Source organism: Vicinamibacteria bacterium, from assembly GCA_035620555.1.
Classification (GTDB): Bacteria; Acidobacteriota; Vicinamibacteria; order Marinacidobacterales; family SMYC01; genus DASPGQ01.
Genome location: DASPGQ010000502.1, coordinates 1 through 14951 on the forward strand (window position 1 = coordinate 1; position 14951 = coordinate 14951).

General features: G+C 62.0%; 11 protein-coding genes. 5 read left to right on the forward strand and 6 right to left on the reverse strand.

What is annotated here, in order from left to right; genetic code table 11:
- From VEK15_20440 to VEK15_20450, 3 genes are all read right to left on the reverse strand, one after another.
- Positions 1-667 (reverse strand): DUF4956 domain-containing protein (locus VEK15_20440; GenBank protein HXV63081.1); only part of this gene is annotated, 667 nt, incomplete at its 3' end.
- Positions 664-1392: a polyphosphate polymerase domain-containing protein gene (locus VEK15_20445; GenBank protein HXV63082.1), complete on the reverse strand. Its 729-nt coding sequence runs from the start codon at positions 1390-1392 to the stop codon at positions 664-666. The genes VEK15_20440 and VEK15_20445, both read right to left, overlap by 4 nt.
- Positions 1385-2383, reverse strand: a complete 999-nt coding sequence (locus tag VEK15_20450) for a hypothetical protein (protein ID HXV63083.1) — start codon at positions 2381-2383, stop codon at positions 1385-1387. The genes VEK15_20445 and VEK15_20450 overlap by 8 nt, the downstream gene beginning before the upstream one ends.
- 299 nt (positions 2384-2682) lie before the next feature.
- Here VEK15_20450 and VEK15_20455 point away from each other — a divergent pair, with 299 nt between their 5' ends.
- The 5 genes from VEK15_20455 (at position 2683) to VEK15_20475 (ending at position 11033) form a co-directional block, all read left to right on the forward strand.
- Positions 2683-4200 carry a right-handed parallel beta-helix repeat-containing protein gene (locus VEK15_20455; GenBank protein HXV63084.1) on the forward strand — a complete coding sequence of 506 codons (1518 nt, stop codon included), beginning with the start codon at positions 2683-2685 and terminating at the stop codon, positions 4198-4200.
- A gap of 256 nt (positions 4201-4456) precedes the next feature.
- Positions 4457-5149, forward strand: a complete 693-nt coding sequence (locus tag VEK15_20460) for a DUF4956 domain-containing protein (GenBank protein HXV63085.1) — start codon at positions 4457-4459, stop codon at positions 5147-5149.
- Between the two features lie 47 nt (positions 5150-5196).
- A complete protein-coding gene (locus VEK15_20465) occupies positions 5197-5895 on the forward strand; it encodes a VTC domain-containing protein (protein HXV63086.1) in 699 nt (232 codons plus the stop codon).
- A gap of 30 nt (positions 5896-5925) precedes the next feature.
- Complete coding sequence (locus VEK15_20470; GenBank protein HXV63087.1) at positions 5926-6705, forward strand: hypothetical protein; 780 nt, start codon at positions 5926-5928, stop codon at positions 6703-6705.
- A gap of 227 nt (positions 6706-6932) precedes the next feature.
- Positions 6933-11033 carry an extracellular metalloproteinase gene (locus VEK15_20475; protein ID HXV63088.1) on the forward strand — a complete coding sequence of 1367 codons (4101 nt, stop codon included), beginning with the start codon at positions 6933-6935 and terminating at the stop codon, positions 11031-11033.
- Positions 11034-11261: 228 nt separating this feature from the next.
- Here the strand turns inward: VEK15_20475 and VEK15_20480 are convergent, their stop codons facing one another.
- From VEK15_20480 to VEK15_20490, 3 genes are read right to left on the reverse strand one after another with little or no spacing between them, the layout of a single operon-like run.
- Positions 11262-11696, reverse strand: a complete 435-nt coding sequence (locus VEK15_20480) for a hypothetical protein (protein HXV63089.1) — start codon at positions 11694-11696, stop codon at positions 11262-11264.
- Between the two features lie 7 nt (positions 11697-11703).
- Entirely contained in the window at positions 11704-13704 is a 2001-nt protein-coding gene (locus tag VEK15_20485; GenBank protein HXV63090.1) for a thioredoxin domain-containing protein, read from the reverse strand.
- Positions 13705-13706: 2 nt separating this feature from the next.
- The gene (locus VEK15_20490) at positions 13707-14720 is read right to left on the reverse strand and encodes a beta-ketoacyl-ACP synthase III (protein ID HXV63091.1); all 1014 of its coding nucleotides are present in this window, start codon (positions 14718-14720) and stop codon (positions 13707-13709) included.
- Between the last annotated feature and the right edge of the window lie 231 nt (positions 14721-14951).

Here is a 14951-nt window from a genome sequence, read left to right on the forward strand (position 1 = left end):
GCGCCAAGCGGACGACTCCATTGAGATTCTTCAGCTGGTCCTCAGCGTCCTCGAACGAAGACAGGCTGCTCGGTCGAACCACGTACACGTTCGTCACCCGACCGTCGCCAAAGTCCATGATCCGGTTGATCAGCTTCACCCGGGGGAATCGGTCCTTGAGCTCCGCTTCGATCTTTTCTTCCGCCCCGGGCGACTGGGCGAAGGTCACGTGGATGACCGACTCGAGGCGCTGTTTCACACCGAAGTCGAAATGGTACAGAAGCAATGCCAGAACCGAGACGAAGATGGTCAGAGCGATGGCGGGCATGTAGAACATGGTGCCGCAGCCCATTCCTGCGACCATCGAGGCAAAGAGGAACCCGGTGTCCCGTGGGTCCTTCATGGCGGTACGGAACCGGATGATGGACAGCGCGCCGACCAGGCTGAACGCTCGAGCGATATTGCTGCCAATGATCATCATCACCACGGCGGTGGTCACCCCCATGAGCATCATGGTGACGAGAAACGACTGCGAATAGCTCGTTCCCCGGTGGGTGATCCGGTAGATGTGTGCGAGCATGAGGCACAAGAGCGTCGACACCACCATTGCGGTGACGACGTCGAAAAAGCCGAACAGGACCGTGTCGGACGGCTGGAACAGCTGCGCAACCAAAGAATCCCAAGTCATGGGTAGACTCCCGAGGGTGCAGTTTCGGTCAGTTGAAGCTTCTCTACCGCGAGCACGTATTTGGGGACCGGCACCTGCCGCAGCTCGGTGGCGACGGCGCCTTCGGTGACCCAGTGGGGTATGCCGTTGGTGGTCTTGACTTCCAGAACGAACAGGGTATCTCCGAGGCATCGGCGCGATGGGGCGCTGATGAGGTCTCTGCTCAGCAGCTCTCCGGGATAGAGCGCCGTCAGACTGTGATCGAAGGTGACTCTCACTTGGCTCTCGACGGTGCCCAGGTAGGCCTCTCTCAGGTACCAGACCTGAGCCGAGCGCCGCAGCCGATAGCGAAAGTGCAAAAAGCGAAAAGCATCCTCGGCCGCTGGGTCGTCGAACCTCCAGTTGTCCGGGTCGAGATCGCGGTACCTGAAGTCTCGCATCTCTTGTCGGATCTTGCGGACGCGGTCTCCGATGCGTTGCTTGATTTCCAGGAAGGTCGCGGAGCCGTTTCCGAAATGCGTGCCGTAGGTCCGAACCCGAACTTTGTTGCGAAACGCCACGCCATCCAGCTTCTCTTCGTAGAACCTGAGATTCGGAGAGTCGTAATACTGGCTCAGTATTGGCATCGTCCCATGGCCGTTGGTGTGAGGGTCTTTGCTCAGGTGCCGGCTCCACCTGGCCAGGAGGGCCTCGCGCGCTTGATAGGTGACGAGGAACTTGAGCTCGTTTCTCAACGGCCTAGCCATCGGAGCAGATCTCCCCGTTTGCCGGCGACATGGGCTTGTCCTGCGCCGCATGGTGGGACTTCAACGCAGAGCAGAACCGCTCGCGATAGTTTTGGAAAGCGTCATCGAGCCACTCCTCGTCGAAGGGCGGTGGATTGGAGGTATCTCCTGTCGCCAAGCTCCGATGCCTCTCGTCCTGAACCGTGCGAAGCGGGGTCCGGTGAAGCTTGTGAGCGAGCTCCTCGAGAGAGACCGGCAACGGGAATAGCGAGAGGTCGAATGGCTCGACGTTGCTCAGCAGGAACAGCGTCTCGTCGAATGGCCGTCGCGATTCCAGCCAGGCGAGGACGGGAGGCGGCGGTGCCACACGGGGAAACCTGCTCTCCGCAATCAAATCGATATACAGTCTGGCGTCGGGATTGAATCGCGTGTCGACCGCGGTAAGCGCGTCGCCCCTTACCGTAACGAGCTCCCTGAGGATACCGCTCCCACCGTCCTTTTTTCTCGGGTCGAACGGCAGACTCACTCTCAAATGGAGCCCTCGATAGACTCGATTCACGAACAGCTCGGTCCAGGTCGCCCAGGGGAGCGCGAGCTGGGGGAACTGTCGGCTGACGAGCTCGTAGACGAACGGATAGGTCCAGTCCTCGACGGCTTCGACGGGAACGAGAATCATCGTGCCCTGCCTTTTGGAGCGCAGGAGCCAGTGGTCCGGTATTCCCTCGTCCGGGGCGGCGCCGAAGCGGTCGACGTACCAGCCTTTTCCCGGAACGTTTTCCCGACCTCGGCGAAAGCTCGAATCTCGGCGCGCCAGGAGATGACCGCGACCTTCGTCGGTCTTGCTCAACATCAAGTAGGTATCGGGGAAAGCGCCGGGGACCAGGTACAGATTCGAGACGCGAGCGGTCTCGGATCGAGGTTCCCGGGTGACGGCAACGCCGATCGCGACCAGAAGGGCGAGCCAGAAGACAGACGCTCCCCTCGACGTGAGTGATGCCAACGTGGCGTGCAATGGGCGGGCTCGATCGCCCGAAGCGGGTTCCGATGGTAGATTCGAATTGCGCGCCAAGGGTCGCCTGCTTCCTACGACGCTCGACAGGCTCCCTGCCGTGTAACAAGTGCCGGCAAGGGGCACCCGCACGGATACAGCGGGAGTTCAATCGGGCTCGCGACGCAAAATCGTTGGGGAGTTCAAATAATTTTACTGTGTGGAATACGGAACGGTCAAGCCATCCTTCGGTGCACATCGGACGGTATACTGAAAGCCGGGGGGCCGGGGTCGACCACTCTCACGCGAGGAGACGCAAGCCTTTGAGTACGCTGGTTAAGTTCTTTCTGTTCGTGACCCTACCACTGGGGATGGCATGGCTCCCGGCGACTTCGCCGCCGGGCGCCCGCTCGACCGGCTTGGGATCCTCCATCGTTTCGACCCGAATGAATCAGACGCCCGTTGTGTCCGCGGGTCCCGACTCGGCTCTGACGCTTCCGGAAACCGCGAGCCTGACCGGGGTGGTCTCGGATGACGGAGAACCGCTTCCGGTCGAGGTCTCCTGGAGTCTTCTGAGTGGACCAGCGGATGTCGCTTTCGCGGATCCCGGCTTGGCCCGTACGACCGCCACGTTCTCGATGCCGGGAACCTATATTCTCGAGCTCACCGCGACCGACAGCGAGCATGTCTCTTCGGATCCGACGACGTTCGTCGTTCATGCTCCCGAGCTTGGCCCGATCGTCCGCGTTCCACAAGACCGCGCGACGATTCAAGATGCCATCGACGCCGCGAAAGACGGCGACACGGTCCTCGTATCCCCCGGCAGGTACGACGAGACCCTCGTTCTGGCCGGCAAGACGATCACTCTGGCCTCGCAATTCCTCACCACGGGGGATTCGTCGCTCATCGAGCGGACGATTTTGGATGGCGGCGGCTCCACGGTCATCGAGGTCAGGGATTCGGTAGGCCCCGCAACCCGGATCATCGGCTTCACCATCCGAAATGGAGACGACGGTATCAGCGCCAGGGCAAGACTGCGGATTGAGAACAACCGCTTCGTGGGTAACAAGGATGCGATCGATTACGAGAGGGGTGGGGGCGTGTGTCGCGGCAATCTCTTCGAGAGTAACAGCGATGACGGCATCGATCTCGACGGGCCGACGGCAGCCATCATCGAGCACAACATCATTCGGGGCAACCGCGACGATGGAATCGAGATTCGGCTCCATCCCTACGAAGGGCCTACTCTGGATATCAAAATCCGCCACAACGTCATCTCCGGCAACGGAGAGGACGGAATCCAGATCATCGACTATCCCGACCGTTCCGATCGCGTTCTCGTAATCGAGCGCAACCACATCGAGGCGAATGCCATGGCCGGCCTCGGATTGATGGACAACGGTCGCACCAAGGAGGATTACCGCGCTGCCAGCGTGGTGGAATCGATCCTTCTCGTCCACAATACGTTCCTCGACAACGATCACGGCGTCACCGGGGGGGACAATCTCGTCGCCCTCAACAACCTCTTCGCCGGCTCGGCGCGAATCGCCCTCAAGGGGGCCGACGGAGCTTCGATTGCCGCCCACAACCTGTTCTGGAACAACGGCACCGACGTCCATCAGAGCCACGTCGTCGAAAAGACCAATGTGTTCTCCGATCCGATGCTCGACGCTCGGGGTCGGCCTCGAAACGGGAGCCCGGCGATCGACGCCGGAGCGGTGTCGTTCGAACGCAGCGGCGCGAGATTGCTCCAAGCGAACGAGGGGGCCTTCTCCGGCACCGGCCCCGACCTCGGCGCGGTCGAGACGAACTTCACCGCCGGCGCTCCGTCCCGGCGTTAACCGCGACGACAACCCAAGAGGCGCACCTTTGATTCGCTGCCGGACAATGCGATATACTTTGACGTCCGCCCCCCAAAACCAAGTCGGTTCAGTGAATGAAATGGCCTTGCGCGGTCGAGCGCATTTCCCCGATCTCGGATGCGGACCCGGCGGCACCGGGGGTCGTATCGATGGGGACAGGATGAGCCCGTTACTAGCTCACGCGAGACCCGCAGTCTCCGGCTAGGCCGCGGCCGCGCTCACGAGGAGGAAGCCGATGCAGCCCAGTGCGCCGCTGACGTTTCAGGATTTCCTTGCGACGACGAGTGTCCAGATACCCGTATTCTCGTTCGTGACCAACCTGCTCATCGCCGCCGCCTTGTCGTTTCTGCTGGGCCGAATCTATGTGAAGTACGCCGACACCCTCGCCAACCGAAACGCCTTTGCACGCAACTTCATGTTGATCACGATGACCACGATGCTCATCATCTCCATCGTGAAGTCGTCTCTCGCCCTGTCGCTGGGTCTGGTCGGGGCGCTCTCCATCGTACGGTTCCGGGCCGCCATCAAGGACCCGGAAGAGCTCGCCTACCTTTTCCTTGCGATCGGTATCGGGCTCGGCCTGGGCGCCGATCAGACGACGATTACCCTCGTGGCCGTCGCCCTGATTTCCGCGATCTTGATTCTCCGCAAGAGCGTGGCACGACGGGCTCGCCCCGGTCAGAACGTCCAGTTGACGGTCCACAGCCACAACCCTCAGAAAGTCGAGCTGAAGCAAGTCATCGACACGCTGACGCGTTACTGCTCCGCGGTCAACCTCAAGCGCTTCGACGAGACCAGGGAAGCGCTTCAGGCTTGCTTCTTCGTCGAGTTCGCCGATTACGACCAGCTCAACGAGGCGAAGCAGGCGCTGCAGAGCTTGGGAGACTCGGTCAACGTCAGTTTTCTCGACAACAAAGGAATGGTCTGAAATGGGCGTGCCCATCCGGGCTCGCGAGCGGAATTTCGAGGCGATTCGTGACGAGTGAGGGAACGAACGCGAACGGCTATCGATTCGAGCGTAAGTTCTTCGTCAGAGATCTCTCGAAGGAGGAGGTCGAATCGGTCGTTCGCTTGCATCCGGCATTGTTCTCCGAGATCTTCGAGGAGCGCGACGTCAACAATATCTACTTCGACTCCGTGAGAATGAACAACTATTCCGACAACGTAGAGGGGTCGCGGGACCGAAAGAAGCACCGCATTCGATGGTACGGAGAGCTTCTGGGTCGTGTGGCGAGACCGACTCTGGAGATCAAGATCAAGAAGGGTCTCCTGGGACGCAAAGAGACCTATTCGATGGAAGCGATGGAGGTCGGCCCGAGCGGGAACGAGCTCCTCCTCGACCGGGTCCTTGCCGATCGCAACGTTCCCGAGACGGTCAAGAACGAGATGGCGGGGCTCGAGGCGGTGCTCGTCAACCGCTATCGCCGACGATACTTTCGCTCCGCCGACGCGAGGTATCGAATCACCCTCGATACCGAGTTCCGCTTCTACCGGATGGAGGGACTCTCCACGCCCTGGCTCGCGCCATTGACCGATGAGGCCAATGTCATCCTGGAGTTGAAGTACGAGCCCGAGGACGACGAGACGGTGAGTACCATCACGAATCAGTTTCCCTTCCGCATGACCAAGAGCTCCAAATACGCCGACGGAATCGCGAGGTTGTACGGCTGGTAGGCCTTCTTTGGCCGCGAAAGACTCGCGCACGTGATCGTCGAATTCGTCGGACCGCCGGGTGCGGGCAAGAGTACGCTGCGCGACGCCGCGAGGACCATTTTGCGCGAGCTCGGTGTGTCGGCGATGCTTGCCCGCGAAGCCCGCATCCGCTGCTTCGAGCGCACCCATCCGGGGCGCCTCATCGGGATCGCGAGTCCCTCCGCGAGGCGGGAACGCCTCATGGATGCTGCCGGTCGTCGTTTGCTCAAGTTGTATCGTCTCCCGTTTTGCCTCCACAACCGGGCTCTCACGAGGCACGTCTTTTCCGAGCTCTGGCGACGCCCTCTGTCCACAGGGGACAGGCGCAAGGTTCTGCGGTTCTTTCTTCGCGATGGGGCCTTTCATCACTATTTCGGCGACCATCTCTTGCCGAAGGAGGCCCTCGTCCTTTCCGAGGGTCTCGTCCACCGCGTCACGAGCATTCATGCATCGGCTGGCCAGGAGCCGGATGCCGCCTGGATCGCGAAGTACTCCGCGCTCTTGCCAAGATCCGACCTGGTGATATCGGTTCGCGCGCCGGTGGAGCTGTGCGCGAAGCGTGTCGTCGCGAGAGGTCTCTACCGGCGTTACATCGGTAACGACTTGAATCGTTTCCTTCTCAACTCGGCCAGGACGATTGGCGTAGCCGTCGACACGATCCGCAAGTCCGGCTGGAACGTCATCGAGGTTCGTAACGAAGGCTCGTCGCCGGACGGGATAAGCGCTCTTCGCTCGATATTGGAGCTCCGTTACGGCTCCGCCGGCCGCACCGCCGATCGAATGAAAGCGTAGACGGAGGCGCCGCTAGCCCTGGCAAGAAGGTTTTTTTTGCGAACTCCCCACTTTTTTTCTTCCCCCATGTAGCTAAAACTGGCGAAGTCTGCTACGCTTGCGCCGCCCCCACGAGCGCGCGAGCCGCGTGCATGCTCCATCAGGGGAGGATGGAGCGGCTAAAACGAAGCATCAGCATCTAGCGAAACGTGTCGGTGTGTGCCGATGCGGTCATCAGGGAGGTCGAGATGCATCCGTCCTCACGGTCAATCTCCGGCGTGGTTCTCGCCAGCCTCGTCGGGTTTCTCTACGTGCCGTGTCCGACCGATGCCTCGGAGGCGGCCATCGACCGGCGCAAGACCATGAGCTTCGAGGGAGCGTCGCCGACGTCCGTTCAGCTCGACCGAATCGTCGCATTGCGAGAGTCGTTGGGCGGCTCCCTCGTGGCCGCGTTCGATCCCGCCACCGGAGTGACGCGGAGCTTGATGAATCCGACGGGCAAGCTGACGAAACCGTCATCGGGAGCCCCGCTGGACGTGGCGGTCGATTTTGTTCGAGCCAACTCCGACCTGCTCGGGCTGAGGCCAACGGACCTGAACGAGATCGATATCTGCGACCAGGTCTACTCCCGGATAACGGAAACGACACACATCTACTTGTGCCAGAAGTTCTACGGTATTCGCATCTTCAACGCACAGCTCCAGGTTCACGTCGGCGGGGACGGGGCGATCATTGGAATCAGCAACGCCTTCGTTCCGCGACTCGAGGATCTCTTGAGAACCGATCGAGCGTCGCGAGTCGCCCGAGAGGCGAGGGCCGTGGGGGTCGACGACTTCGGCTCTCTCGCACCGGCGATCGACGCGGTAACCGCCACCTCGGCTGCCGGCCGCCATCTGGGCGCTGGACCACGACGGAGGGCTCGGGTGACGAAGGGCCCCTCTGGCGCGAATCTCGCACAGACGCTTCGTGCCAGCGAGCTCTCGGACGAGCCAGTCGAGGCCAAGCTCCTCTGGCTTCCCATGGGACGCGGGCTCACCCTCGTGTGGAACCTGCGAGTTCATACCAACGACTCGCGACATGTGCACGACCTCAACGTCGACGCGACCGGAGGTCTGGAGCCGGACGACTCGGGTCGAGTGATCACGCGCTTCGATCTCGTTTCAGACTCGCAGTACCAGGTCTATCCCCTGCCGGTCGAGAGCCCGAACCATACGTCTCCTCTCCCTCCCCAGGATGCCCGGATCCTCGTGGTGGGCGGGGCAGACCCCATCGCCTCGCCGCTCGGTTGGCATGACAATGGCGGGCAAACCTTCGCCACGATGCGTGGCAACAACGTCCATGCCTATGACGACGCGAACGACGACAATGCACCGCCGGCGAGCGAGCCGACCTGTCCCGGAGGCAACTGCAGTTTTCCGTTGAGTCTGAGCGCCGACCCAACGACCTACACGAACGCCGCCATCGCCAACGTCTTCTACTGGACGAACCGAATTCACGACGTTCAATATCGGTACGGATTCGACGAGGTCGCAGGAAACTTCCAGGTCAACAATTTCGGACTCGGGGGCGCGGGCAGCGACGACCTTCGTGCCGAAGTGCAGGACGGCGGGGGTCTGAACAACGCCAACTTCTTGACGCTGTCCGACGGAACGAGACCCAGGATGCAGATGTTCCTCTGGAACCAGACCAACCCGAGGAGGGATGGCTCACTGGACGCGGGAATCATCGTACACGAGTACGGCCATGGCATCTCCACCCGTCAGGTAGGAGGTCCCGCGAACGTCCTGTGCCTGTTCAATGATCAGCAGCCCGGCGAAGGCTTGAGCGACTGGTGGGCGCTCGTCTACACCGCGAGGCCAGGTGACACCCCAGAGATGCCGCGCGGCATCGCCACGTATGTGCTTGGCGACCCCGCCGATGGAGACGGGATTCGGACCCAGCGCTATAGCACCGACGATTCGGTAAACGACCACACCTACGAGAGCATCAACGGAATGGCCGTTCCTCACGGAGTCGGTGAGGTTTGGGCACAGGCAGCCTGGGAAGTGTATTGGAGGCTCGTCGAGCAGTACGGCTTCGACCCCGACCTCGCGAACGCGACCGGGGGAGCTGGCAATCAAAGGATGATGCTCTACGTCAACGAGGGCATGAAGTTCACCGCCTGCTCGCCGACGTTCACCGACGTCAGGGACGGCATCATCCAAGCCGCGGTGAACCTTCACGGCGGCGAAGACGTCTGCACGCTGTGGCAGGGTTTCGCCGACTTCGGTCTGGGCGTGGATGCCGTGAGCGGCGGGCCGTCGAGCACGACTCCGACCAACGGCTTCGACATTCCCGCGAATTGCCAGCCCGGTCCCCGAATGCTCGAGCCCGAGCCGTACTCCACTCTTCCGGGGAGCGACGTCACCTTCGCCTGGGAGTCGAACGGCGTCGCGGTCGAGGAGTACGAGCTCTGGGTGGGCACTAGCCCAGGCACCAGCAATCTCTTCGAGAGCGGCTCTCTCGGAACCAGCCTGACGGTCCAGGTCGAGGGCCTTCCCAGGAATGGAAGCACTCTTTACGTGAGACTCCGGTATCGCCTCGGCGGCAGCTGGAGTTTCAAGGACTTCTCCTACAAGGCGCCAGTGAGCGATCCGGCGATGGTCAGCCCGCCACCCGGGACCGAGCTTCCGGGCGCAGAGGTCACGTTCGAATGGGCATCGAACGGCACGAACGTCTCGAGCTATTGGCTCTTCGTAGGAACCTCCGTGGGAGGAAGTCAACTGTTCAATAGCGGTTCGATGAGCGTCGCGACGACGTCGAAAGTCGTAGCCGGGCTACCCACGGACGGAAGCCCGGTGCATGTTCGCCTCTGGTGGCTCCTTCAAGGGTCCTGGAAGAAGATCGACTACAACTACACGGCGTGGCAGCTGCCGCGACCCGCCCTCGTCGTCCCGGCACCCGGCTCCCAGCTTCCCGGAGCCGGTGTAACCTTCTCCTGGACGAGTGACGGCCTGCCGGTGACTCACTGGGAGCTCTGGGTCTCGAGCACTCCGGGAGGCCAGGAGCTCTTCTCGAGCGGCGTCACGACCGCGTTGTCGGCCCCCGTCAACGGGCTTCCCCGAGACGGGAGAACGATTTACGCGCGTCTGCGATTTCAGCTCGACGGAGCCTGGGATTTCGAGGACTTCCAATACACGGCCGATTTGGGTGCTCCCACGATGACGGCCCCGCCGCCCGGCTCGGAGCTTTCGGGTGCGAGCGCTCTTTTCGAATGGACCGCTGACGGGGCACCGGTCAACGCATGGTGGCTCTACGTCGGCTCAAGCCTCGGCGGGCGGGACATCCACGACAGCGGAAATCTGGGAGCGGCACTGTCTCGAAGTGTTTCCGGCATCCCCACCGATGGGCGCGACCTCTACGTGAGGCTGTGGCATCGGATGGCACTCACCTGGACGTTCACCGACTTCCAGTACGCCGCGTCGCCCGACGGTGGGGGAAGTGAAGGCACTCCGACTTTGACGAGTCCGTCACCGGGATCGGTGCTCCCCGGCCCGACGGTTACCTTCCAGTGGGAGGCGAACGGGGCGCCGGTCACGAACTGGTGGGTCTATATCGGCACCACGGCCGGATCCAACAACGTATTCAACAGTGGCAATCTCGGATCGACCACCACATCCATTCCGGTAACAGGACTTCCCACGAACGGTCAAGATCTGCACCTGAAGCTCTTCTATCTCTTGAATGGAGCGTGGCAGTCTACGCTGTTTGTCTTCCCGACTCAGAACCTCGCGCCAGCCATGACGAGTCCGGCTCCCGGTACGATACTTCCCGGGACGAACGTCACGTTCAGCTGGCAAGCGCACCCCGATGGGGCACCGGTGGTCGATTGGTGGCTGTACGTGGGAACGGCGCAGGGCAGCACCAACCTCTTCAACAGCGGCCCCCTGGGTGCGGGAGCCACAACGAAGAGCGTGAGCGGAATTCCCACGGATGGGAGAACGATTTACGTGCGGCTGAATTACAAAATGGGCGGGACATGGAGCTTCGTCGACTTCGTCTTCACGGCGGCCAATCTCGGCAGACCCACCATCACGTCGCCCATACCCGGAAGTGTTCTCCCTGGCGCCAGCGTAAACTTCACCTGGGCTTCTGCTCCGAGTGGCCAGTCACCGGCCGCGTGGTGGCTGCAGGTCGGATCGAGTCCGGGGGCCAAGAACTACCTCGATAGTGGGAACCTGGGTGCGACCCAGTCGCTGACGGTATCGGGTCTTCCGGTGAATGGCAGCACAATCTACGTGAGACTCTGGTACCTCGTCAATTTCAAATGGGAGTACTCGGATTTCGTCTTCATAGCTGCGGGACCGTAATCGACGCCTTCATGCCCCGATGGGAGGGGTGCAAACCCCTCCCGGTCCTTCCCGTGCTCAATGCCGTGGCGGGACCTGCGATCGATCAACCGCCACGGCTCGGCCTTTGCGGCGCTTCGCGCCGGGCTCGCTCCGCTCGCGCAGGCTACGCTGAATTTCTCATGAGCCTGCTCGTGCTCAATGCCGTGGCGGGATCCGGCTGGCGGTACTCTTTCACCAGCCTGCTGACTAGCTTCTAATCTGGACTTTGGCGTTTCCTGCGATGACCGTCTTGCCGTTTCGCTCGAGCCTCAAATAGACGGTGTACGTACCGGGGTAACGGTATTGATGGCTGGCGCTGAAATGTCTCTTGAGCTCGACGCCCTCGGTATATGGGTCGCAGTCGGGCGCGTACTCCGACTCGGTGTCGTCGTCCCACTCCCACACCTCGGCCAGGCAGTAGTACTTTTCGGGGTCCTCGGCCTTGTCCAGGTCTTCCAGCTCAGCGGTGACGCGTATGGTGACCGCCGGTCTTTGAGGCTCGTTGGGCATGCGAGGCCGCATGAAGGTCATTCGAGGCGACTTGACTTTGAGCGTTGGACCGTCGGCAAGGATGGACGTCTCCGCCAAGCCGATCCCGAAAAGCACGATGGCGAGAATCAGGACTGAGGTCGTCTTGGTCATGACGAGTTCATTCTAGCACTCGCAGAGAGGAGATGACTTCATCCAGCGAATCGGTGGGCGCCTGACACCTGTAGGCCGAGCAGACGTAGAACCGCGGTCTCCGAGGGTCCGGCCCGGCCGACTTGCCTTCGGTCACTGGAAGGTGGAGCTCCGCCGATTGCGGGTCGACGTGCACGATGGCGACGTTGGGCGCGTAGATACGCCAGAGATCGCGCAAAGCGGAGTCGGCTTCGCGGCCGACGACCACGATCTCGCGCTTCGGGGACAGATGGAAGTCGAGAGCGAGCAGCATGTGAGCGAAAGCGCTCGGCGAGCGCTCCATCAGAGCATGGAACGCGCGAAGCGTCCGGGCACCGAGCGCTTCGTGCTCGCGCGAGCCCGTATACTCGGACAGCTTCAAGAGGTAGCTTGCCGCGAGAGCATTGCCCGACGGGATCGCCCCGTCGTAGGCGGTCTTGGAGCGGGTGATGAGCTTCTCGTGGTCCGAGCCGGTGAAGAAGAAACCGCCGAGCGCCTCGTCGTGAAAGAGGCGCTTCAGTTCCGACGCGAGGCGGTTAGCCGACGCCAGCCATCGCCCATCGAAGTCGCACTCGAACAGCTCGACGAAACCACCGAGGAGAAAGGCGTAGTCGTCCAGATACGCCTTGTGTTTCCCGCGGCCGAGCCGGTAGCTCGCGAGGAGACGATCGCCCTCGAACAGGCGCTCGAGAATGAAGGACCCAGCCCGACGGGCGGAGCTCAGGAAGCGCTCGTCACCGAGCACCCGGTACCCGCGAGCCATCGCGATGATGGTGAGAGCGTTCCAGCTCGTAAGAACTTTGTCGTCCCGGTTGGGGCGGACGCGTCGCTCGCGGGCCTCGAAGAGTGTGCGGCGAGAAGGGTCGTGCTCTTCATCCAGTTGGCCGGTTCGGTTCAGGATGTTGCTCGCCTCCCAGTTGCCGCCCGGTGTAACGTCGTAGGCGTCACAAAAGCTCGCGGCGTCGGCTCCGAGCAGCCGGTGCACCTCCTCGTAGGACCAGACGTAGAACTTCCCTTCCACGCCCTCGCTGTCCGCGTCCTGGCTGCTGTAATAGCCTCCTTCTGCGCCCTGCATCTCCCGCAGGATCCAATCGAGACACTCCCTGGCGACGTGAGCGTAGTCCTCGTTCCCGGTCAGCTGGTAGGCCTCGAGATAGGCTCGTGCCAGAAGCGCGTTGTCGTAGAGCATCTTCTCGAAGTGGGGAACCAGCCAACGGCTGTCGGTTGCGTACCGGTGAAAACCACCTCCGAGGTGGTCGTACATACCCCCCGCCGCCATCTTGTCCAGCGTGAGCGTTACCATGAAGAGGGTGTCCCGATCGGGGCTTGCGACGTGGTGTCGCATGAGAAGGGAGAGCGAACCCGCCGGGGGGAACTTGGGCGCGGGCGAAAAGCCGCCGTGCCGAGGGTCGAAACGCGAGGCGAGATCCCGGGCGGCATCTCCGATGAGCCGGCGGGAGAGGATTTCTCGTGTCTCGGGCGTCGCGGCGAGACCCTGGAGCCTCTCGGTCAGGCGCGTGGCGCTCTCGACCACCCGGGGACGCTCGTCGCGGTAGACGCGGGCAATTTGCTCGAGGACGGTCTTGAATGACGGGAGATTGAAGCGATTCTCGGGAGGAAAGTAGGTGCCTCCGTAGAAAGGCTCGAGCGCGGGCGTGAGAAAGACGGTCAAGGGCCATCCGCCGGATCCGGTCATCATCTGGACGGCGCTCATGTAGATCTCGTCGATGTCCGGTCGCTCTTCGCGGTCGACTTTGATACAGACGAAGCTCTCGTTCATCAGGGCGGCGGTCTCTTCGTCCTCGAACGACTCGCGCTCCATGACGTGGCACCAGTGGCACGCCGAATAGCCAATCGAGAGTAGGATGGGCTTGTCCTCGCGACGCGACCTCTGAAGGGCCTCCTCTCCCCAGGGATACCAGTCGACGGGGTTGTGTGCGTGCTGGAGGAGATAGGGGCTCGTCTCGGCACCGAGGCGATTCGGGGCCAAACTCAGCGCCCGCCGTTCGTGCGGAGTCCGCTCCAGCGCAGAAGCGACGCTCCCGAGGTGAATCCTGCCCCCACCGAGCTGAAGAGGACGAGATCCCCCTTGTGGAGCCGTTGATCTTCGACCGCGTCGTAGAGCGCGAGGGGAATGGTCGCCGCGGTGGTATTTCCGAGCTTGTCGATGTTCTTGACGATTTTCTCCGGGGGAAGTCCGAGCCTCTCGGCGGTCGCATCCAGAATTCGGACGTTGGCCTGGTGGGCAATGAGAAGGGAGATATCGTCGGCGGTCAGACCGTGCATCGCCAGAAGGCTGGTCGTCGTCTCGTACGTCTTGCGCACGGCGTACTTGAACACCTGGCGGCCGTCCTGGTGTACGAAATGCAAGTTCTGGTCGACGGTTTCGTGGCTGGCGGGCTTCGCACTGCCGCCGGCGGGCATGTAGAGAAATCGACCGCCGCTTCCTTCGACCCGATGCTGGAAACCGAGAAACCCCTCGTCGTTGCCCGAAGCAGGCTCGAGGAGAATGGCACCTGCGCCGTCTCCGAAGATGACACAGGTCGCGCGGTCCTTGTAATTGATGATGCTGCTCATGACGTCCGCGCCGATGACCAGGACCCGCTCATGCGCTCCCGACTCGATGAACTGGGCCGCCACCGAGACCGAGTACAGGAAGCCACAGCAGGCGGCCGAGAGGTCGAATCCCCACGCGTGGCGGGCACCGAGCTTTTCCTGGACGAGGCAGGCGGTCGAAGGGAAGAACATGTCCGGAGTGATGGTGCCGACGATGATGAGCTCGACGTCATTCGCGCCAATGCCGCGCCGGTCGAGCGCCTCTTGAGCGGCGGCGGCCGCGAGCTCCGAGGTGCCGGTTCCACCTTCGACGAGTCGACGCTCTCGGATCCCCGTACGGTCGACGATCCACTGGTCCGAGGTATCCACCATCTCTTCGAGGTCGCGGTTCGAGAGAATCCGGTCGGGGAGGAACCGGCCGACCGAGGTGATCGTGGCGCGACGTTTCATAGTCGCCCATCCTATGCTCAGCCTCGGGTACCGATCAATCGGGTCTCACTGTTGAGGGCTCGGCCGCGACGGCGTAATATCTAGGGTTCCATCCAACCGGTTGCAAGGAGGTAGGATAGCAATCTTGGCCAAGGCGGCAGCCTTTTACGATCTGGACGGTACGCTCATTCGCACGAACCTGGTGCATGCGTTTGCCTTCTATGCCCGGAACGATCAAGGCATCCTGAGAAG

What these genes read in the sequence shown, in the direction of transcription:
- VEK15_20445 (HXV63082.1), bottom strand. Translation starts at nt 1,392, where the DNA reads ATGGCTAGGCCGTTGAGAAACGAGCTCAAGTTCCTCGTCACCTATCAA.
- VEK15_20460 (HXV63085.1), top strand. Translation starts at nt 4,457, where the DNA reads ATGCAGCCCAGTGCGCCGCTGACGTTTCAGGATTTCCTTGCGACGACG.
- VEK15_20475 (HXV63088.1), top strand. Translation starts at nt 6,933, where the DNA reads ATGCATCCGTCCTCACGGTCAATCTCCGGCGTGGTTCTCGCCAGCCTC.
- VEK15_20480 (HXV63089.1), bottom strand. Translation starts at nt 11,696, where the DNA reads ATGACCAAGACGACCTCAGTCCTGATTCTCGCCATCGTGCTTTTCGGG.
- VEK15_20490 (HXV63091.1), bottom strand. Translation starts at nt 14,720, where the DNA reads ATGAAACGTCGCGCCACGATCACCTCGGTCGGCCGGTTCCTCCCCGAC.